The 20369-nt window shown below is 59.6% G+C and carries 18 protein-coding genes and 1 pseudogene; 4 read left to right on the top strand and 15 right to left on the bottom strand.

Annotation, left to right across the window (positions count from 1 at the left end; all coding sequences use genetic code 11):
* Nucleotides 1-117 precede the first annotated feature (117 nt).
* Together QE453_RS01645 and QE453_RS01640 are read left to right on the top strand one after the other, a co-directional pair.
* Entirely contained in the window at nucleotides 118-252 is a 135-nt protein-coding gene (locus tag QE453_RS01645) for a hypothetical protein (RefSeq protein WP_309776244.1), read from the top strand.
* Between the two features lie 56 nt (nucleotides 253-308).
* Complete coding sequence (locus tag QE453_RS01640; protein ID WP_004445373.1) at nucleotides 309-608, top strand: hypothetical protein; 300 nt, start codon at nucleotides 309-311, stop codon at nucleotides 606-608.
* A 104-nt stretch (nucleotides 609-712) separates the two neighbouring features.
* Here the strand turns inward: QE453_RS01640 and QE453_RS01635 are convergent, their stop codons facing one another.
* Nucleotides 713-1435 (bottom strand): DUF72 domain-containing protein, encoded by a 723-nt coding sequence (locus tag QE453_RS01635; RefSeq protein ID WP_309776243.1) that lies wholly within the window; start codon nucleotides 1433-1435, stop codon nucleotides 713-715.
* A 425-nt stretch (nucleotides 1436-1860) separates the two neighbouring features.
* Between QE453_RS01635 and QE453_RS01630 the strand changes: the two genes are divergently transcribed.
* On the top strand, nucleotides 1861-2313 hold the full coding sequence (locus QE453_RS01630) for a hypothetical protein (RefSeq protein WP_072493103.1): 453 nt from the start codon (nucleotides 1861-1863) through the stop codon (nucleotides 2311-2313).
* 115 nt (nucleotides 2314-2428) lie between these two features.
* On the opposite strand, the gene QE453_RS01625 is transcribed toward QE453_RS01630, so the two are convergent.
* Complete coding sequence (locus QE453_RS01625) at nucleotides 2429-3046, bottom strand: TetR/AcrR family transcriptional regulator (RefSeq protein ID WP_077985660.1); 618 nt, start codon at nucleotides 3044-3046, stop codon at nucleotides 2429-2431.
* Between the two features lie 87 nt (nucleotides 3047-3133).
* On the opposite strand from QE453_RS01625, the gene QE453_RS01620 reads away from it, so the two are divergent.
* The gene (locus tag QE453_RS01620; protein WP_309776242.1) at nucleotides 3134-3907 is read left to right on the top strand and encodes an SDR family oxidoreductase; all 774 of its coding nucleotides are present in this window, start codon (nucleotides 3134-3136) and stop codon (nucleotides 3905-3907) included.
* A 360-nt stretch (nucleotides 3908-4267) separates the two neighbouring features.
* Here QE453_RS01620 and QE453_RS01615 read toward each other — a convergent pair whose 3' ends face one another.
* The 13 genes and pseudogenes from QE453_RS01615 to QE453_RS01555 form a co-directional block, all read right to left on the bottom strand.
* Nucleotides 4268-4828 carry an NAD(P)H-dependent oxidoreductase gene (locus tag QE453_RS01615; RefSeq protein ID WP_309776241.1) on the bottom strand — a complete coding sequence of 187 codons (561 nt, stop codon included), beginning with the start codon at nucleotides 4826-4828 and terminating at the stop codon, nucleotides 4268-4270.
* Between the two features lie 51 nt (nucleotides 4829-4879).
* Entirely contained in the window at nucleotides 4880-6061 is a 1182-nt protein-coding gene (locus QE453_RS01610; RefSeq protein ID WP_309776908.1) for an acyl-CoA dehydrogenase family protein, read from the bottom strand.
* A 113-nt stretch (nucleotides 6062-6174) separates the two neighbouring features.
* Nucleotides 6175-7278, bottom strand: a complete 1104-nt coding sequence (locus QE453_RS01605; protein WP_309776240.1) for an LLM class flavin-dependent oxidoreductase — start codon at nucleotides 7276-7278, stop codon at nucleotides 6175-6177.
* A 108-nt stretch (nucleotides 7279-7386) separates the two neighbouring features.
* Nucleotides 7387-8520 carry an LLM class flavin-dependent oxidoreductase gene (locus tag QE453_RS01600; protein ID WP_309776239.1) on the bottom strand — a complete coding sequence of 378 codons (1134 nt, stop codon included), beginning with the start codon at nucleotides 8518-8520 and terminating at the stop codon, nucleotides 7387-7389.
* Complete coding sequence (locus tag QE453_RS01595) at nucleotides 8517-10235, bottom strand: ABC transporter ATP-binding protein (RefSeq protein WP_309776238.1); 1719 nt, start codon at nucleotides 10233-10235, stop codon at nucleotides 8517-8519. Before QE453_RS01595 ends, QE453_RS01600 begins: the two co-directional genes overlap by 4 nt.
* Nucleotides 10214-11059 (bottom strand): ABC transporter permease, encoded by an 846-nt coding sequence (locus QE453_RS01590; RefSeq protein WP_309776237.1) that lies wholly within the window; start codon nucleotides 11057-11059, stop codon nucleotides 10214-10216. The genes QE453_RS01595 and QE453_RS01590 overlap by 22 nt, the downstream gene beginning before the upstream one ends.
* Nucleotides 11056-12066 (bottom strand): ABC transporter permease, encoded by a 1011-nt coding sequence (locus tag QE453_RS01585; RefSeq protein ID WP_309776236.1) that lies wholly within the window; start codon nucleotides 12064-12066, stop codon nucleotides 11056-11058. The genes QE453_RS01590 and QE453_RS01585 overlap by 4 nt, the downstream gene beginning before the upstream one ends.
* Nucleotides 12067-12104: 38 nt before the next feature.
* A complete protein-coding gene (locus QE453_RS01580; protein WP_244455289.1) occupies nucleotides 12105-13760 on the bottom strand; it encodes an ABC transporter substrate-binding protein in 1656 nt (551 codons plus the stop codon).
* A gap of 372 nt (nucleotides 13761-14132) precedes the next feature.
* Nucleotides 14133-16499, bottom strand: a complete 2367-nt coding sequence (locus QE453_RS01575; RefSeq protein WP_309776235.1) for a molybdopterin guanine dinucleotide-containing S/N-oxide reductase — start codon at nucleotides 16497-16499, stop codon at nucleotides 14133-14135.
* A gap of 38 nt (nucleotides 16500-16537) precedes the next feature.
* Nucleotides 16538-17914, bottom strand: a complete 1377-nt coding sequence (locus tag QE453_RS01570) for an FAD-binding oxidoreductase (RefSeq protein WP_112766234.1) — start codon at nucleotides 17912-17914, stop codon at nucleotides 16538-16540.
* 110 nt (nucleotides 17915-18024) lie between these two features.
* A pseudogene (locus QE453_RS01565) lies at nucleotides 18025-18628 on the bottom strand (2-hydroxychromene-2-carboxylate isomerase).
* A 12-nt stretch (nucleotides 18629-18640) separates the two neighbouring features.
* A complete protein-coding gene (locus tag QE453_RS01560) occupies nucleotides 18641-19213 on the bottom strand; it encodes a TetR/AcrR family transcriptional regulator (RefSeq protein ID WP_022562817.1) in 573 nt (190 codons plus the stop codon).
* 50 nt (nucleotides 19214-19263) lie between these two features.
* Nucleotides 19264-20289: a ketopantoate reductase family protein gene (locus tag QE453_RS01555; protein ID WP_112766235.1), complete on the bottom strand. Its 1026-nt coding sequence runs from the start codon at nucleotides 20287-20289 to the stop codon at nucleotides 19264-19266.
* Nucleotides 20290-20369 lie beyond the last annotated feature (80 nt).

Genomic DNA, 20369 nt, shown 5'->3' with positions numbered 1-20369 from the left:
ATCCCTATGGCGCGTTTACGATTTTTCAGGTCTCCGTCATCCGCACGTTAGCCTTTGCCGCTAGGCGTGCCGACATGGCTCTCGGGCCACTCCCGTGTCGCGAAGGAAGGGCAGGAGATGACGACCTCTTCAAACATGATCGCCGGCCCGCTCGCGATGCGCTTTTTCCCGTTCGCGGAAGATTGTCACAGGCGTGCTGCCGCCGGGGCTGGAAGCGAAGCGTTTGCATTGTGTGAGTTTCAAAAAGTTTGAATTGACCGCCTCTCACGGCGAGGCAAAACTTGGGGCATTGGCAAGGGAGAGCAAAAATGGACCAGCCGTGGCGTCACATGACAAGCGCACCGAAAGACGGCACCCGGATTCTCGTGACGATCCGCTCGTCGGAGCAAGGCCCGGCACAGGTGGATCTTGTTTATTGGTCCAATGGCGACCGGCTCGGAGCAGAAGGCTGGCGAGCTTCGGATTCCTCACCGGGTCGGATAATTGAATATGCGGAACCGGAGCTGAAGTGCTGGATGCCGGTTCCGGCGGCGAATACCGGTGGGCTCTCGGCGCCATCTCCCTGGGAAGGGGATGATGACCGCGAGCTTTTCGGATCCGGAATATGACGGGGGGAATTGCAGTGAATTTGCGGGAACGCCGCGGGGTGTGATCAAGTATCAAGGCCGCCCCCTGCCTCGTCCGCGGAACTGATATCGCAAGTGCACCTGCATCATCCTGATGCCCTGCGCGCAGGATCGCGTGCGGGTATGGATGTCATGCTCAGAGCATTCTCGATTGCAGCGCCTGAGGCGGTGTTGTCGAAGACGCACCAACCGTCAGGCGCAACGAGTTCGCAAAAGTGCCTGATCTCATCGTCGCTATAAGTGGAATAATAGATCTTTGGTTTTCCGTGCAGGCGAACATATCGCGGGGGTTCGTTGAAGGTTTCCGCAGGCCACACGAGCGCCGGATCGGCGAAAACGCGGTCAATCTTGTATGTTCTCAGCAAATCAATCGCGTCCTGCGACGCCCAGCTCTCGTGCCGGGCTTCAATGACAATCTGCCCTTTATCAGACCCACGCATCGCCTCGAACGCCCTGTCTGACGTCCGGATATCAAAGGCAAGCGATGGCGGAAGCTGACACAGAAGCGGTCCACGCTTTCGACCCAGTGGCGCAAGGTCTTCTATGAAAGTTTCAAACGGTTCGGCTATATCGTTCATTCTGCGCGTATGCGAAATCTCTTTGGGCATCTTTGCAGAGAAACGGAAGGTGTCGGGCACTGATTCAGCCCACCGCGCGAAGGTGGACGCCTTGTGCCGACGGTAGAATGTGGAGTTGATTTCGACTCCATCAAAGACCGAGGCGTAACGTTGAAGGCCGCTCCCCTCGGCCGGGAACCGGTCGGCCACCTTTCTCGGGATGGACCAGGCCGCAGTGGCAATGATTGGCAAATTGTGTCTCCTTCACCTCACCGGATCCAGTTCAACTCTTTAAAGCTCGATTTCAGCTCAAGAATTTGCTCCAGCCAAGTTCGTCTTAAAACCTCGTCGGCTGACAAGGTTCCGCGACGGTGATCCGGTCGGCGGTCCAGCCGGCTCTTTTCAGTGTCGCTCGCTGGTAAATAGCCGGTTGCAGCATCGAGACGGACCCGGGTGCTCGAATAGTATTCCCGTTACACAGTGTTGGGTGTTGGCGTCTGCGTCTTCCCGTGAGAGTAGCGCTGAAACAGGACAATGACCCGGAGCCGGGACTGACCGATGATTGAAATTTCCGCTGCTGCCAGTTGGCTAATGGCTGAGTTCCGACCGGGCTTGGAACACTTCGACAAGGTCCGCGGTTTGTACCAAGGGTCAAGGCGGAAAAGAGAGGAGATAGCATGTCTAACTCAAAATCCACGGATGGCGGTTACGCCGAAAACACGGGTACGACCGATAATCGGTTCGGCTACTCGCTTGAAAGCCAGGCTCAGTTTGACGATGCCACCGAGATAGCGCGCGGAACGGCCGCCGGCGAAACCCTCAATGTTTATCGCCTTGAACCTGTTGCGGCGCCGGACGACCCACGCTGGCAGAATGCGCCTGCCCACGGAACCGTGGTCGTCGCAGCGCGGACGGCGGGTGATGCACGGGTTGTCGCTGCAGGTGCGGAACTCGATTTCATGGAGATCGACGCCCTTCCCGCTGAAGACGTGTCGACGTTGAATGCAAGCGCCTTTAGAGATGAAAAACTCTATACGGTGATCGAAGTGGAACACGGTCGACAGGGTCTGACGCGAGGGGTGATGGACGGCGATGTCCGTATAGACACCATCAAGCCAGTGCAGATCTGAGAACGTGCCGACCCGAAGGGCTGCGGGATTCTCCGTTCTGCCGCAGGCTTTCAGTTATCAGCTCCGATCTGGGTAACGATATGATCGTCAGCTCACCCGGCGGGCCTGCCCCCCGTCAGGGGATACGCGTTCCGGGCCAAGCTGCGAGAGCAAGGTCGATCAGCCGCTTCAGCAAGGCGTTGCAGGCGCCGTCGCAGGCTTGGGCGGACATGCCCTGGATGATTGCACCATAAAAGCGGGCAAGCGTGTCGGTATCGGTTCCCGCCGGCAGTTCCCCTTCGTCGACTGCACGGTCGAAGCGGGTCTTGAGGGCCTGCATTGATGCCTCGCGCAATCTTGCCGTCAGACGCGCTACGGATGCATTTTCTTCCGCATGCTGCAGGACGGCCGTGGAGACCATGCATCCGCGCGGCTTGTCCGGCTGGGTGTCTCCATCGGCAATATCGTAGAGGTAAAGCCTCAGAGCTTCGTAAAGCGGCAGATCGGACTGCAATATATCGGATCGACGGCTGTTTTCACGAGCAATGCTGAAATCCAGCGCCTGGCGGTACAACTCCTCCTTCGATCCGAACATCGAATAGAGCGTCGGTGGATTGATGCCCATCGCTTTCGTCAGATCGGCGGTCGAGGTTCCTTCGTAGCCGCGCTCCCAAAACAGCCGCGCCGCGATGTCGAGCCCAACGTCGCGATCGAGCAGGCGGGGTCTGCCTCGTCTGCGGACTGGTGTCTCCATAAAATAGTGATCCCTATTAAATTGTTGACAGATGTGTTTCGCTCCTTATTGTAGGGGTCACTATTTATTTTTGCAACGGAGTGATCAATGTCCAGACGACTTGCAGACAAGACAGCCCTTATCACTGGAGGTTCACGAGGGATCGGCCGGGCGGTTGCCCTTGCCTTTGCCAGGGAGGGTGCCGCGCTGATTGGCGTGCATTATGCCGCCAACGCGGATGCGGCCAATGCCACAGTGCACGAGATCGAAGGGCTCGGCGTCAAGGCCGTCGCCGTGAAGGCCGATCTCAGACAGGGCAAGGACGCGGCCGACAGCCTGTGGGCGCTGTTCAGCGAAGCAGCGCAGATCGAGACGGGCTCGACCGCTCTCGACATTCTCGTGAACAATGCCGGTATCGCGCCCGCACTGCCATTGACGCAGACGAGCGAAGCCGCGTTCGATGAGGTGATGACGATCAACTACAAGGCGCCGTTTTTCCTGATCCAGGCCGTGGCCGACCACATCCGTGAAAACGGCCGTATTATCAACGTCTCGACCGGGTTTACGCGGATCGCAGCACCGACTCATCCCGCTTACGCCGCGTCCAAGGGCGCGCTGGAAACGTTGACATTGGCGCTGGCACCGGAGTTTGCCACGCGCGGTATCACGGTCAATGCCGTGCTGCCGGGTGTCACGGAAACCGACATGAATGCAGAGTGGCTGTCGTCTCCGGAAGCGCGCGCTGGCGCCGAAGCCCTCTCTGTATTCTCGCGCGTCGGAAAGGCGGAGGATATCGCCGACGTGATTACCTTCCTCGCATCCAGCGATGCCCGCTGGACGACGGGGCAGATGATCGATGCAACGGGCGGCGCCCGCATCTAGGGTACGTTGCTCTTGCTTTAGCTAAAGCTGTTCAAGCAAAAGCAGCCCACGAGGAGAGTCTGATTAAGTTCAGCTTGCTTGTCGTTTATCATCACATCCACGGGCGCTACGCGTGTCCGTGGCGTCGTTATACCCTTGTGCGGTGCCGCCGAGCTACGCGCAAACGTGGTCGCGGACATGTGACGCGCCGATCCCTGCAGATTGATCCTGCCGGCACGCCGTCTAAACGCTTTGCACGACCATCGAGCGGGATGCAGCCTAAGGCAAAGCCACCGGCGCTGTCGCGGCGGGTTCAGCCAAATTCCGATAGTGTTCCGTCGCGCCTGCAGACTGCCTTGGCAAAAGCCGTCCATTTCTAAATTATTCTGCGGCGATTGTTACGTTTCCGAAACGAGCTTTGACGAGAAGCGCGGCTTCCGCGATTGCCTGATTTACCCGGGCGTTCACCACGGGAGAAACCTGCCCTTCCACGTAATCACGGCTGGAGGTGTAGATTGCGGTCGGCGTCACGAAGGCTTCGAAAAAGGCAAATAGCGGCCTGAGTTGGTGTTCCACCACAAGCGAGTGCCGGTCTCCGCCGCCTGTCGCCGTCAAGATGACAGGTTTGCCCCTGAGGTCGGCGGGATCGAGAAGATCTATGACGTGTTTGAAGAGGCCGGTATAGCTTCCCTTGTAAGTCGGTGAACCGATCACCAGAGCTTCAGCGTCGATGATGGTCTGAATGACCTGCCGCGCGCTGCCTTCCAGGTCCGCTACGGATCGTGCCGAGCTTAGGGAGGGGCCGAGATCCTCAACGTCGAAAACCTGATGTTGCAGGCCCAGTTGGCCGGCCAGCGCCTCGCTGACGCTTTCGACGAAGCGCTTTGTGCTTGATGGCCGCGATGTGTTGCCGGAGAAACCGACGATCAGATTGTTGCTCATTGAACTTTCTTTCGGGTGATCCTGCATAAATGCGGTCTATGTCTGCGCGCCCTAGGCCGTCTTGAGAATTGACAGCCCGGCCGGATGTGCCGGTCGATCATTCTCGCCGGTCTTCCACTTCTCAAAGGCGGCGCGTCCGAGAATGGCGACGGACGTGTCTTCCTGAGGTGCATGGACGAGGACTGACTGGATATCCCGGAAATGACGCTCGAGCCCGAGATCGGCATTGAGACCCGGGTTGCCGATGCCGCGGACCGCCAGCTGGACAGCGTCGCGGATTTGCCTCCCGGCGAGAAGGCGGGCCCTTATCAGGTGTTCGGCATCGCCAATATGGTTTGCGAGCGCGCCAAAGATGATCTGGCGGGCGCCGGCAACCAGAAGGTCGATTTCACCCGAGAGCTCAATGAAACGTTCCGTTTGCGCAATCGGGCGGCCAAGATTAGCCGGCACGCGCTCATGCGCGAAGCGGATGAACGCTTCTTGGGCGGCTTCGGCCGCGCCCAGATAGATGGCAGTGAGTGCAAGCGTCATTGCCGCGTGGCCGCGATTATCCTGCTGGGCGACCGAGGGATCAACGAGCTCCAGCACATTTTCTGCCGGGATTTCAACTTCGGTGTACTCGACATCGTGCGAACCGGTCGCCCGCATGCCGAGGCTTTTCCAGTTCTCGATAATCTTGATGCCGGGCAGACCGTTGGGGACAACGAAGGTGCCGACCCGCGGCTGAACCTCATCGGTATGCGCCCAGACGAGAAAATGGGTGAGGCCATAGGCACCCGTTACGAAGCGCTTGCGGCCCGTGATCGACCAGCCATTTGCCGTCCGGTGCGCACGCGTGGCCGGCAATCCGCCGCGGGCCGGCGACCCCAGCTCTGGTTCCACACGCGCGGCGTTCAGAAGAAGCGGCTGCTGCTTTGCCTGTGAAAGAAGTTCCCTATAGAGACCGTCCGGCCAATGGCCTTTCGTGGCCTGCCCGAGATGTGTAAAAATCGTCATTGCGCTGATAAGCGCTACAGAAGGATCGCCTCGCCCGAGCGCCGCCAGAATATGGGCTGCGGTGCTCAACGTTCCTCCCGGTCCGCCATAACGCGTGGCCACCGTGCTTTCGAGAAGTCCAGCCTGATGAACGGCGCGAATACCGGTCCAGGGAAACTGACCGGTCTGATCCGCATCCGGAGCGGCTTCGGAAAGGACGCGCGCGGCTGCGTCGAGTGCGGTGGGGTCATAGGACATGCGGATAGCGGCTTTCTCATGGTCGGCAGGCGGGATCATCCGTCACAGGGGTGGATGATCCCGGTCTTGGAAGAGAGGTGGATCGGTCCGACGGCGTGGTCGGACTGCCGTGATCAGGCGGCTGCCTTCTTCTTCGCCTCTTCGCGTTCGCGAATACCCTCGCGGACGAGGGGCAGGATGTATCGTCCGTAGTCTACGGCATCATTATAGTTGTCGTATCCACGGATCGAAATCAGATCGGCGCCAAGGTCGATATAGTCGAGAATGGAGTCGGCGATCGTGCGTGGCGACCCGACCAGGGCGGTCGTCGCGCCGCTGGCATTGGTGGCGGTAACTGTCGGATACCAGAGCGCGCGGTCATGGACGTCGCCGCGCTTGGCGATATCCAGCAGACGCTGGGACCCGATATTGGCAGGAGGTGCTGCATTGACCGGGGCACGAGACAGGCCCTTCTGGCGGTTCTCGTTCAGACGGTCGAGAACCCTGTGCGCCTTTTCCCAGGCCAGTTCATCCGTTTCGGCGACGATCGGCCGGAATGTAACCCAGATCCGGGGGCGGTCGGTGCGTCCGGCTTTTGCGGCTTCGGCGTAGATACGGTCAATCTGCTGTTTTGTTTCAGCCAGCGGTTCGCCCCAGAGGCCGAAAATGTCGCAAAGGGAGCCGCCGATACGATAAGCAGCATCCGAAGAGCCGCCGAGCGAAATCGGGATAAGGTCATTGGTCGGACGCACGGCGCTGCGGAACTGCTTGAACTGGTAATATTTGCCTTCGAAATCGAACGGCTCCGTCGAAGTCCATGCAAGGCGAAGAATGCGGATATATTCTTCCTGACGCTCGTAACGCTCTTCCTTGTTGAGGAAATCGCCTTCGCGTGCCTGCTCCTCGTCGCTCCCGCCCGCGATGAAGTGGACGACAACGCGCCCGCCGCTCAACTGGTCGAGTGTGGCGAGGGACTTGGCCGCAACCGTCGGATAAACGGTGTTGGGGCGGAGCGCGACAATGATCTTGATGTTCTTCGTGTGCGCAAGCACCGTCGCACCCAGCGTGAAGGGATCGAACGAAGAGGAGGAATAGGGAATGAGCGTGTAGTTGAACCCGTAGTCATCCAGTGCACGCGCGTAACGTTCCAGAAACAGCGGATCGACCGGAGCATCAGGGATGGGGTTCAGATCATTGGATGCGTTGGGAAAGCTGACGCTGATGAATTCCGCAGCCATGGGAGCTCCTTGCTGTTTCTAAATGTCGAGTGAAAGCTAAAGCCGACGTGGCATATGAGGAAGACAGGTCTTTCTATTTCTATGGAAAATGTAGAAAATATTGCCCGACTATTCTGATGGCCTAGAACCGGCGATTGCCGCCGGGTCCGCATCTGCGTCGTAAGGGCCGGGTTTCCACCCAAGGGAGGGAGCAACCGTCGTCGCAAGATCGGTGAGCAATCTTACGTTTTCGGTCAATCCGAAAGCCGGAGGCAAAAAGAGGACGAGCTCATCTGCGGCCGCCAGCCCGGGGTCGCTCAGTACCGCCTCAATGACCGTATCCGGTGCGCCCTGAAAAACGGGGGAAATCATGGCACCAGCCGGTTGGCCGGCAGGAGCCAGCGCACCCTTCGGGCGTGAGGCCGCAATGCCGACTGTGCGACGTTCAAGGTCATAGGCGGCATATTTTTCCCGCAGTTCCGGAGTGGCGCCGACCAGGATCGACGCTGCAACGGCGACCGGAGGCGGCGTTGTCTTCCAGATCCGCAGCCAGTGGGTGCGATAGGCATCGATGATACGCGCCTGATATTGGCCAAACGTCTCGCCTTCGTCCTGATCGTGAAGGACGGTACCGGAAATCAGGCCGATACCGAGTTCGGCGGCCTGAATCGCTGAATCGATACTGGCGGAGCCCTGTCGGATACGGCTGCGCAAGGTAGGGCTGTGTGGGGTCACCCGCAACTCGGCTCCCGGAGGCGCACCAACGTCGTTCGGCGTAACAACGTGCAGAACATCACCGGCAATGGCGGCAAGAAAACGCGACTGTCGCCGCTTTGCCTCTGTCCGGGCATCGGTATCCACGGATCCGAATACGGCATCGAACGCCCCATTTGCCCCGGTTGAAATCGCAAGTTCAAGCCGGCCGTCGATCAGCAGGTCGGTCGTGCCCGCCGCTTCGGCCAGCAGAATAGGGTCCTGATAACGCATCGGAATGACGGCGGAGCCAAGCGTAATGTGCCGCGTATGCTGGCCGACCGCCGCAAAGAAGGGCAACGGGGAAGAAAGATAGTGGTCGAAATGGCGCTGATAGGCCCAGCCGGACTGATACCCCAGCCTTTCCGCCTGTCTGAACAATTCTATGCCCTGCCGGAGCCCCTGTGCCGGACCGTCATCGTCGTTGAATGATACCCGCGTATTGAAACCCAGCCGGCTTTTCGGCCGGAACAATGCGGGAAGGTCGCGCGACGCTGCTGCAATATTCATGCGAGTTGTTCCTTCCGCAGCGCGTGCGGGGCTGCATGGGTGCGGGCCGTTCCGGCGATGCCCGATGGGATGGAGTTTAGCAGCGACGCGGTGTATTCGTGTCGCGGATTGCCGAAAATCTCGGTGACGGTCCCATGTTCGACAATGCGGCCTCGCTGCATCACGGAAACGCTGTGCGCAAGTTGCCTGACGAGGGCGAGGTCATGCGAAACAAAGACATAGGTCAGTCCGAGCTTCGCCTGCAGCGACAGCAGAACCTCGACGATATCCGCCTGAACGCTGACATCGAGAGCGGATGTGGGTTCGTCCAACACGATCACATCAGGCTTGAGGACCAGCGAACGGGCAATTGCCACACGCTGACGCTGCCCGCCTGACAGGGCTGATGGCTTGCGTTCCATGAGGTGCTCGCTCAAGCCGACATTTGCGAGAGCTTGCCGCACCTGCTCGGATCGCTCCTTCGGAGTACCGATCTCGAATCTGTCGAGCGGCTCACGAACAAGCTGGCCCACCTTCCATGTCGGGTCGAGTGACGTGAACGGGTTCTGGTAAACCAGTTGCAGATGCCGCCATACCGACCGCAGGGAAGCGCGGCTCTTGCTTGTAACGCTCTCGTCGGCAACCATGATGGTGCCGCTTTCCGGCTGCTCGAGCCCCAGCAGCAGGCGGATGGTCGTGGTTTTCCCGGAGCCGGATTCGCCGACAAGCGCGTGTGTCGTGCCTGTCGGAACCGTAAACGAAATATCGTCCACAGCGGTCAGGGTTTTGCCATCGACGGTGAAGCGCTTGGTAACGCCGCTGACAGCGATCTTTGGCGATTTGTCACTATCGAGAAGGCTGAACCCCGGATCGCGAAATTTGGCATAACGCTCCGGGTTGAGCGCGGGCACGTCGCCATGGAGTTTTTTGGCATAGGGAGAGGAGGGGGAGGAAAAAACAGCCGATGTCCTGCCCGCTTCCTGCACGACGCCGTTCTTCAGCACGACGAGATTGTCCGCCCTCTCCGCCGCTATTGCGAGATCATGGGTGATGAGAAGCAGGCTGATGTTCAGCTCATCGCGAAGACGGGAGAGGAGATCGAGAATGCGTTTCTGGATTGTGACGTCGAGCGCCGACGTCGGCTCATCCGCCACCAGCAGCGCGGGGCGCGGTAATATTGCGAGCGCGATCAGCACGCGCTGCAGCATTCCGCCCGACAGTTGATGCGGATAGGAATCGTAAACCCGTTGCGGATTGTCGAGACCCACCTTTGCGAATGTTTCCAGAATGAGGAGCTTGCGGATTGCGGGGTTGGCCTCTTCCGTCAGCGCTGCCGCCTCCAGCGCCTGCGCGCCGATTGTTCTCACAGGATTGAGAGAGTTGCCCGGATCCTGCGGCACGAAGCCGATTTCGCGGCCACGAAAAGGCCTGAAGCGCCGTTCCGGCAATGCGAGAATGTCCTGCCTGTCGAAAACAACCCGGCCCGTGGCGTTTGCGCCGTTGGGAAGCAGTCTTAGTACAGCCTTTGCGATGGTCGACTTTCCCGAACCGGATTCTCCGATCAGCGCAAGACTTTCGCCACGCCCAAGCTCGAAGCTGACACCGTGCACGACCTCCTGCCGCCCGTAGGACACGGCAAGATTTTCAACGCCGAGCAGGGGTATGGCGGGCTGCGGAGCCTCTGCCACTATCCGGGGAGGGGTCGGCGCTGTTTTCAATGCGATTTGCGAAGCCATCGGCTGATCCTGTTGACAGAGAGGACGGTCACGATCGTAACGAACGCGGGCGCATAAACGAGCCAGGGCCATTTGAGGTAGTCCTTGCCGATCGAGATCAGCAGGCCCCAGTCGGAAGAGGGCGGCGGATCGCCGTAGCCGAGGAAGGCGAGGCTGGCGATGACGAGAATGGACTCGCCGAATTGCAGGACGGCCAGCGGCAACATCGAGCGGGATGCGTTTGGCAGCACATGTCTCAGCACAATGTAGCCGCGTGAGCCACCCGAGAGAAACGATGCCTCCACGAAGGTCGCCTGACGCGTCTTGATGACCTCTGAGCGCGCCACACGGGCGAAGAAGGCGATCGCCGATATGCCTGTCGCAATGGCGGCGTTGATTGTCTCGAAGCCGATTGCGGTGACGATGATGACCGCCAGCAGGAACTTCGGGATGGATAACAGCACGTCGACAAAACGTGCAAAGACGATATCCACCCAGCCGCCGAAAAATCCGGCAAGCAGACCGATCACACCGCCGATGACGACGCCGATGACGACAGCGACCAAAGCGCTCGATACAGATGAAGCGGTGCCATAAACGACCCGTGTATAGAGATCGCGCCCGAGATGATCCGTGCCGAACCAATGGGCAAAACTTGGCGCAAGAAGCTTGTCAGCCGGGACGCCGTTGATCGGGCTTTGGGTGGTGAAAAACTGCGGTGCAATCGACCAGGCGACGACGATTGCGATGACAAGCAGGGAGAGGGCGACCGTTGCAGTTATGTTGAGAGTTTTCAGTCTCTCCAACGGATTGCTGATGGAAGCCGGGCTGGAAATAAGGCTCATGGTTTGGCCCCCGTTTCAAGGCCAAGCGACGTGTCATCGATAGTCGACAGGCGGCGTTTTCGGCCAACGATAATTTTTACCCTTGGATCGAGCAGCGGATAGAGGAGATCGGCGATGAGGTTGACGACGACGAACACCACGGCCCCCAGCGAGACGATCGCCTGCAGGACCGGCAGATCCTGAGTGCTGACGGAACGCTGGACGAGACTGCCGATACCGGTGCGGCCGAATACCGTCTCCGTAATCAGCGAGTTGCCCAGAAGTTCGCCGACGGTGAGGGCGATAACCGTCACCACGGGCAAGGAGGCAGGCTTGAGGAGATGTGTTGTGAAAAGCCGTCTTGGCCCGATGCCGCGACTGCGGGCAACCGCTGCGTAATCCTGCTCTGCCTCATGATCGAGATTGGCGACCAGAACCTCCGCGATCTGTGCGGAAAACGGTATGCCGATGGTGATCGCCGCAAACAGCGTGGCCCAGAAACTGTCGGGTTCGATGACCCGGAACAGCCTGAGCTGAAAACCGAAAAGGTGGATCAGAAACAGGCCGATGACGAAATTGGGTGTCGACAGGAACAGGGAAGGGAAGGCGCGCAGCAATCCCTGTCCGTAACGCTTCGGCACGACCTGCGTGCCGTAGGCGACCGCAAAGGCGAGGATCAGCGCCACGGTCAGCCCGGCGGTGGCCAAGACCAGCGTCGATGGCAGCACCTCGGCGATGAGCGTCGAGACCGGTCGGTTGGAGCGCATCGAGATGCCCAGATCGCCTGTCAGGAAGGCCGACAGGGAATGCCAGAGCTGCACGATGATCGGCCTGTCCAGCCCCTGCGCTGCAATGATTTCGGCGATCTCCTGCTCGGTAAAGCCGTTCTGCGGGTTCCGCAGAACGCTGGTGATCGGGTCGCCAGGCAGGACGCTGACGACCACGAAGGTGAAGACATAGGCCAGAAGGATGACGACGATCGCCTGGCCGAGCCGCTTTGCGGCGTAGGTTAGGTAGGCATTGCTCATGCCGTCACCTCCTTGACGTTACTCGGTGGGTGCTGGCGTCATTCGGCAATGAACGCTGTGTAATAGCTGGCATAAGCGACGCCGTTATAGACTTCGCCCTTCAGCTTCGGCGATTGCACGTAAATGCGCTGAACGATTTGCGTGCGCGGGATGAAGTAACCCTGTTCCAGCACGTATTTTTGCAGGCCATCGAGCAGAGGCTTCCGATCCTCGACGGAACCTGCACCAGCGATCTTGTCGCGCAGGTCGTTGAGCGTCGCATCACGCTCGTCCAGCGCAAACCAGTTCTCGCCATTATTGGCATTGGTCAGGATGCTGGCGACCGTGCCGGCGTCGATGAAGCTGCGCGTGACTTCATATGTGGGAACGGCAGCGCCACCGAATTTGACCTTCTCGCCATAGGTCACGACATCATAAGCCCTGATATTGACCTTCCATCCAAGCCTGCCGAGCTGCTGGGCAATCAGCTCATCGACTGATTTCGAGGTTGCCAGATAAGGATTGGAATGGATCGTCAATTCCAGCGGCTTGCCGTCCTTCACGCGAACGCCGTCCGCACCCTTGACCCATCCGGCTTCGTCCAGAAGCTTTTCCGACTTGTCCGGGTTGTAGGCGAGGAGATCGCTGTGATCCGTGGCTCCCGGGACGTTGCTCTGGATGAAGGACGTCGCGAGCTTCCAGTCCTGCGTATAGACTGTGTCGATGATTTCCTGACGGTTGATACCTGCCTGAAGTGCCTGACGCACCTTCACATCATCATAGGGCTGAAGCTTGGTGTTGACGGCCCAGCCGTTGACGAAGCCGAGATAACGCGGGGTCGCGATGGTGAAGCCTTCCTCCTTGAGCGATTTCAGTTCCTGGGGCGAGGCGTTGTACGCGACATCCGCCTGACCGGACTGAACGGAGGCGACGCGAAGGGATGGCTCAGAGACCAGCTTGTAGGTGATGGTATCGAGATAGGCGGGGCCGGTGTGGCCGACTGCGGCGGGACCCCAATTATAGTCCTTGCGCTTGACCAGGGTGACGTGGTCGCCCTCTTTCCAGGACTCCACCACATAGGGTCCGCTGCCGGCGGTCTTGCTGAGGTCCGCCTGCTGGCCGGCAGGCTGGGCAATGGTCTTGGGAGAGATCAGGATGGAGCCGTGGTAGCCAAGCGTCGGAATGAACCCGAGCGTGGGCTTCTTGAAGAAAACCTTGACCGTCGTCGCATCAACCGCTTCGGCGTGATCATAGGTCTTGGGGAAGAGGCCGATCGGGTTGATGCCCTCGTTCTTGCGGCCGGCATACCAGATGTCGAGATTGGCAACGACGGCCTTGGCATCCAGCGGTTCGCCATCGGAGAAAGTCACGCCGCTTTTGAGGTGGAGGGTGAACTCCGTCGCGGTGTCGTTCTGCTCCCAGCGCTCGGCAATCCACGGGCTGACCTTGCCTTCGGCATCGACGTACAGCAGCTTATCCGTGACATGACCCCATATATGGCCCTGGAAACTGGAGATCGCGCTGTTGTTGGGGATCCACGTGTCGCCCAGGGAATCGATCAGAAACGTGATGTCACCGCCATCATGTGGCGTGTCTGCGGCCACAGCACTCAAAGGTGCAGCCGTCGATAAAAACAACGAGGCGGAAACAGCGAGCGAAGCCGTAAGAAGCAGGCGGCGACGCGAAAGAGACGATGAGAAAGGACGCTTTGTCATTGTATGATCCTGAAAATTCCAAAGTTTTTCGTTGCAATTTCGGCATCTCCTGGGATGCGCGTGCTTCTGCGGTGGCTGCTCAAACGCATGTCAAACCGTTGCCGCGCCGGCCTCTCGGCCGAGCAGGAGATGCTTGAGTTCATTGGTGGCCTGATTGGGCGACGCGACGCTAGCGAGCGGTTCCCGAGAACCTGCGTGGCAGAGGAGCGCGCCCGCTTCTACATATTCCAGTCATGGCGCGATCCCCTTCTGCGCTGTCCGTCTTGCCCTTAACCTAGCAGTCAGGCGTGAGGGAGAAAGACTGGTTATTCTTTTTCTATGGATTTAGTGAATTATTTTATCGTCATTTCGGCGGCTGTTTGGATTGGTGTTTCAGGGCCCCTTGGAATGCGGGGTTCCGGCGTGGAGTGACGACGGCTCGGCGTCTGGGCCGACCTGGTCTCGCGATACAAATCGCATGGCCTGGAAAATTGTCACGGGCGGCAAAGCCCCGGTGAAGCGCTCGATATCCACCTTCGCGATCTGGCCGGTCGATGCCTGCGACAGTTTCGATGTGCCGATATCGCGGGTCAGAATATTTGGATTTCCGTGGATGCATATCGAGTTTTCGGCAGTTGGATCCTCTGGTTCGAACCAGGCGCCGGTAGCGAGCTGCATTACCCCCGGCATGATGTCTTCACTGAGAAGGGCGCCCGCCAGGCAGCTGCCGCGCTGATTAAAAAGCCTCACGACATCGCCGTCAGATATTCCACGGGCCGAGGCGTCGGCTGGATGGATACGGACGGGCTCCCTGTCCATGATCTTGGTGGAACGGCTGAAATCGCCATAGTCCAGCTGACTGTGCAGGCGTTGATATGGTTGATTGCAGACGAGATGCAGCGGATAGAGGTGCGCATCGTTTGGAATTTCCATTCTGGGTGGATACCAGCGCGGATGACCCTTGCAGTCATCATAACCGAAACCCTCGACGGTCCCGGAAAAAATCTCGATCTTTCCTGAGGGGGTCGCCAGCGGTTTCGTTGCGGGATTCTCAAGGAAAGCGCGCGCCGGTCCACCGTCGTCCGGCTTGACTGGAAGGGGCATTTCTCCGCGTTTCCAGAAGGTTTCAAAGTCCGGCGCCTCATGGCCCGACGCGGCAAGTGCCTGACGGGTCGTTTCGTATAGAAAGGCAAGCCATTCTCCGCTGCTGCGGTTTTCGGTGAAGGCCTCGAACCTGCCGAGTTCGCGGGCAATGCCGGCGAATATTTCGTAATCGTCGCGTGCTTCGCCGACGGGGGCGATCAGGCGCTTCATGGCGATCATCAGCGGATCGCGATCGGCGGCGCCGATGTCGTCACGCTCAAGCGTGGTCGTGGCGGGCAGCACGATATCGGCGTGTCTGGCGGTGGAGGTCCAAGCGGACTCGTGGACGATGATCGTTTCCGGCCGCCTGAAAGCGGCTCGCAACCGGTTGATATCCTGATGATGGTGAAATGGATTTCCGCCCGCCCAATAGACAAGCCGGATGTCAGGATAAAGAAGCGTGCGCCCGTTGTAATGGAACTCGGCGCCGGGATTGAGCAGCATATCGGAGATGCGTGCGCAGGGAATGTAGTCCGGCACAGGGTTTTTGAATTGCTGCAGCGTTGGCAGGGGAACGGCGAGCAGGTTCTTGCCGATATTGCCCAGCGCGCCAAGGGAATAAGAAAATCCGCCGCCGTCCGATCCGATCTGGCCGAGCATGGCGGCAAGCACAATGCCCATCCACACCGGCTGCTCTCCGTAATCGGCCCGCTGCAGCGAATGACTGACGGTGATCAGGGTTCTCGAACCGGCCATCCTGCGCGCCAGCTTGCGTATTGTGTCCGGCGCGATGTTGCAGATTTCGGCCGCCCATTCCGGGCTTTTGTGCTGGCCGTCCTCCCTGCCGAGAAGATAGTTTTCGAACCGGTCATATCCGACCGTATAACGCTCCAGAAACGTCCGGTCGTGCAGCCCTTCCGTAACGAGGACGTGCGCCAGCCCGAGCATCATCGCCACGTCGGTGCCCGGGATGATGGGAAGCCACTCGGCATCCGCCTCAGCGGGGAAATCGTCTGCCAGAGGGCTGATGAATGTGAAATGCGCACCGCGAGCCTTCGCGCCGGCAAGTTTTTGCCGGACCGTGTGCGTGCTGATCCCTCCGCCGTGGACATCGGCATTCTTGATCGCCATCCCGCCAAAGGCGAGCACCAGCTCGCTGCTGCGTTCGATGGCATCCCAGGTCACGCTCTTTCGGTCGAAGCTGTCATAAGGGCCCAGGACATGGGGGATTATGACCATGGCCGCACCGGAACTATAGGTGTTGACCGACCGGACATATCCGCCGAGGACATTCAAGAAGCGGTGAATCTGGCTTTGCGCGTGATGAAAGCGACCGGCACTGGACCAGCCGTAGGAGCCGCCGAACACGGCGCTTGGACCGTGACTGTCGTAGACCCGCCTCAGTTCGTCGGCGACCAGTGTCGTCGCTTCGGCCCAGCTGACCTCGACATAGTCGTCAGCGCCCCGTCGCTGTGCATGGTCGGTTTCGCGCTCAAGCCACCCCCGCCGGACAGCGGGCCGTCGGATGCGGACGGGGCTGTCGGCGATCGCCGGAAGATTGCCCAGTAGCGGGGATGGATGGGGGTCGCCGGAGTGAGGCTTTATCTCCAGTCGCCCATTTGTGAGCCGCCCGGAGAAGGCCCCCCAGTGAGAACTGTGAGTCTTGAAGGAATTCATGGTGTCGCCCCAGCGGTCGCGGATCGCAAAGTAACATTCTATCTCGGCAGGATTTTGCCGGGATTCATGATGCCGGCTGGATCGACTGCATGTTTGATGAGCGCCATAAGATCGACCGCGTCACCATGTTCTTCACGCAGGTAGGCGATCTTGCCGGTGCCCACGCCATGTTCGCCGGTCGAGGTGCCGCCGACCGAGAGGGCGTATTGCACCATCTTCTTGTTGATGGCCGCCACCTCGCCGAGCTCTTCCGCATTGCCGGGATCGACCGCGAAGACGACATGATAATTGCCATCGCCGACATGGCCGAGAATGGCAGCCGGTACGCTGCAATCCTGCAGGAGCTCGCGGGTCTTCAATATGCAGTTGCTGAGCTGCGAGACCGGAACACAGACATCCGAAGACCAGCCTTTGGCGTTTGGCCTTTGCGATACGACAGCATAAAACGCGTTGTGGCGCGCTTTCCAGAGGCGATTGCGTTCTTCAGGGGCGTTGGCCCACTCGAAATCCTTGCCGCCATGGTCTTCCACAATGGCGGACACCATATCGACCTGCTCCTGAACGCCGGCGGGCGAGCCGTGAAACTCGAAAGCCAAGGCGTCCTGGATCTTCAGCTCCAGCCCGGAATAGGCATTGACGGCCGTGATCAGGCCACGGTCCATGAGCTCCATGCGGGCGACGGGGATGCCGAGTTGAACGACCTGAATGGCCGCCGCGACTGCCTGTTCGACGCTCTCGAAAGAGCAGAGCGCCGCCGAGATGGTTTCGGGTATTCCATAGAGGCGAAGGGTTATTTCGGTGATGATCCCCAGCGTTCCTTCCGAACCCACGAAAAGCCGCGTCAGGTCGTATCCGGCAGAAGACTTTCTGGCGCGACCGCCGGTTTTGATAACCTGGCCGGTCGGCAGCACCACGGTCAGGCCCAGTACGTTTTCACGCATTGTTCCGTAGCGGACGGCGTTGGTGCCGGAAGCGCGGGTTGCAGCCATGCCGCCAATCGAAGCGTTTGCGCCGGGATCGATGGGAAAGAACAGTCCCATGTCTCGCAGATATGTGTTCAACTGCTCCCGCGTTACCCCGGCCTCGACCGTACAATCCAGATCTTCACTGCTGATACGGGTGATTTTCGACATGCGTGAAAGGTCGATCGAGACCCCGCCATTGACGGCTGTCAGATGCCCTTCCAGCGAAGTGCCGGCGCCAAAAGCGATGACGGGCACCCTTTCCGCCGCACATAGCCGCACGACCTCGGACACTTCGGAGGTGGTTTCCGCGAAAGCGACCGCGTCGGGAAAGGCGGCTGCGTGATGCGCCTCGCCGCGCCCGTGCTGCTCGCGCAGTGTCGGCGACGTTGAAAGACGCTCCCCGAGGAGGTCTCGCAGGGATCGGATGAGAGAAGGAGACAGGTCAGGCATAAAACATTCCGTGTAGGCGGGTCGCAAAACGCTGCGACAGACTTACAAACCTTGAGGGCGAGGCGCGCGGCTGGCGACGCCAGACCGTCTCCGCCATCTGGCGGTGAACATCAGGCGGCCAGTTTTTCGCCCCTGAGATGACGCTCGAGGAACGGAAGGCTGTCCTGCCCCCAGTAGAGTTCATCCTGATAGCGATAGGTCGGAACCCCGAACACACCGGCGGCCCTGGCAGCTTCGAAGCTCGCCTTCTGCAAGACAGCAACCGCGTCGCTTTTGCCATGTTCATCGAGGGCTGCAGCATCGAAGCCTGCAGACCCTCGCGATGGTCTGGCGGATGTCGGCCTTGCCGATGTCTTCACGGCGGACCCAGAAAGCCTCCTGCAGTGCAACTGCAAGCTTCAGCCAGTCTTCACCCTTCTCGATTGCCGCCGCAACCATCAGGCCTGCCGGGGACGGATCCGAGAGCGCAGCGCGATTGTCGAAATTGAGCACTTTTCCGCGCAATGCCGCCCACCGCTTCAGATCCGTGATCCAGTAGGCGCGTCTGGCCTCCGGGCGATTTTTTGAGTAAATGCCACCGTTTTCCTCGATCAGCGGAATAAGGTGAGGGCGGATAGTGGCGCCCTGCTGTTTCGCCAGGGCGGCAAAGGGTTCAACACCAATGAAGGCCCAGGGTGAGCCGATGCTGAAGAAATAATCGATCGTCTTTGTCATTGTCTGCTGCTTTCAGTTCGGTTGATCGGTGGAGGCGGCGGCCGTGGCGAAAACGGAGAGAGCGCAGTCACGCGCGATCAGCACCGCCTTGGGGTCGCGTCCAACCGCGACGGTCGCCAGCGCCCCTTCGTAGAGAAGTGAGAGATGGGCGGCGGCGATCTCCACTGTGCTGCCGGCCCTCGCCAGGATAGCGGCGAACAGGTCCCTGACCTTCGCCTTATGGGTACGCGCAACGAACACGACCCGCTCGGATTCGCCATGTTCGGCAACCGCGAGAGCGAAGGCGCAGCCGCGAAAATCCGGGCTGTCGGCCTTTTCGTGGAGTTGCTCGAAAATCAGCCGGATCTGCTCCTTCGGAGCCATGTCCGCATCCACCACGTTCTGAAGCGCGTGGATCACCCGCTCATGACGCGCTTCCAGATAGGCTGCAACAAGATGATCCTTCGAAGGGAAATGCCGGTAGAGCGTCGCCTTCGCGACATTCGCTTCCTCGATGATCCGATCGATGCCGACAGCCCGGATGCCTTCGCGATAGAAGAGCGTGCCGGCGGCGGTGAGTATATGGTCTGATATGGCTTCTCTCATTATATCGTTTCACACTGTCGTTTGATAAATCGCACTGCTTGAGCCACCGGTCACGAAGGGCTGGCGGGATTGGGCGCCGGCCGGTCCGGGCCGGCGATGAGCGACGTGATTGCATCGAGCGGCAGCGGCTTTAAAAACCCGCCCTGTTGCGCCAGTTTGCCGGCCAGCGTCTGAACAGCGTCGTTATAGGGCGTTGGCACATTGTGAAGCCGGCCGAGCAATACGATCTCTCCGTTGAGGAAATCCACCTCACTTGAGGCTCCGCGCCTGAAACTCTGCCACGTCGATTGCTGGCCCGGGTGAATGCCGCTGTTCGGTGCTACTCGCCAGTTCGAGATGTCTAAGGTTCGCTCGGAGGGCGAGGCGAGGGTGTAACCTGCCGCGTCGAGCACATGGCGGGCTTCATCCACCAGCGCCGCGCTGATCTTGTCGTTCAGATCGGCCGGGCCGTCGAAGAGTTCGAGGACGTTGCGAACGTTGTGAAGGAGCTTTGCTGCTTTCCAGCGGCGGATATCGTCGCTTGCCTCGGCAAGATATCCCGCCCTGTTGAGGTCTGCCGTGACCTGCGTCGTCACGTCATCCTGTCCGAGCGGAAAACGCCCGACCGTCACGATGCCCAGTTGCGGCTCGCCGCCAACCACCACCTTCCCGGTTTCTGTGAACCGCGCCGGTGTCAGAATGCTTGCCCCATACACCCTGGAGAATGTTCTCAGGGCATTGGCTTCAGTCGCCAGTCCATTCTGAAAAGTCACTATAGGCAGCTGTGCAGCCGCCGGTGCCGTCGTGTTGGAGACGTTCTGCCAGGACCAGAAGGCGAGTGCGCTTATGGCATCCTGAGCCTTCACCGTGAGCAGGAGGATATCATCCCGTCTCAATTCCGGAAGATCCGTCAGGTCGAAGACCTTCAGATCGATCTGCCGCGTCTGTGCGGGTCGTTGAAAGGTGAGGCCATGCTGCCTGATATGGCTTATCTGGGCTCCCCGCCCGAAAAGTGCATAATCAATGCCGGAAAGTGCAAACTGTGCTGCAAGGCTCGCGCCCACCGCGCCGGCGCCAATGATAACATAACGTGGCATCTGTCGTTTCTCGTCCTGTCTCTTAACGCTCCGGATTTACGGAGATATTGGTGTGGTGATTGGTTCGGCGGTTTCGGCGG

Origin of the sequence: Agrobacterium sp. SORGH_AS_0440 (assembly GCF_031453135.1) — a bacterium.
Classification (GTDB): Bacteria; Pseudomonadota; Alphaproteobacteria; order Rhizobiales; family Rhizobiaceae; genus Agrobacterium; species Agrobacterium pusense.
Note: the sequence above shows the minus strand (reverse complement) of the source record. Positions and strands in the feature narration are given on the sequence as shown.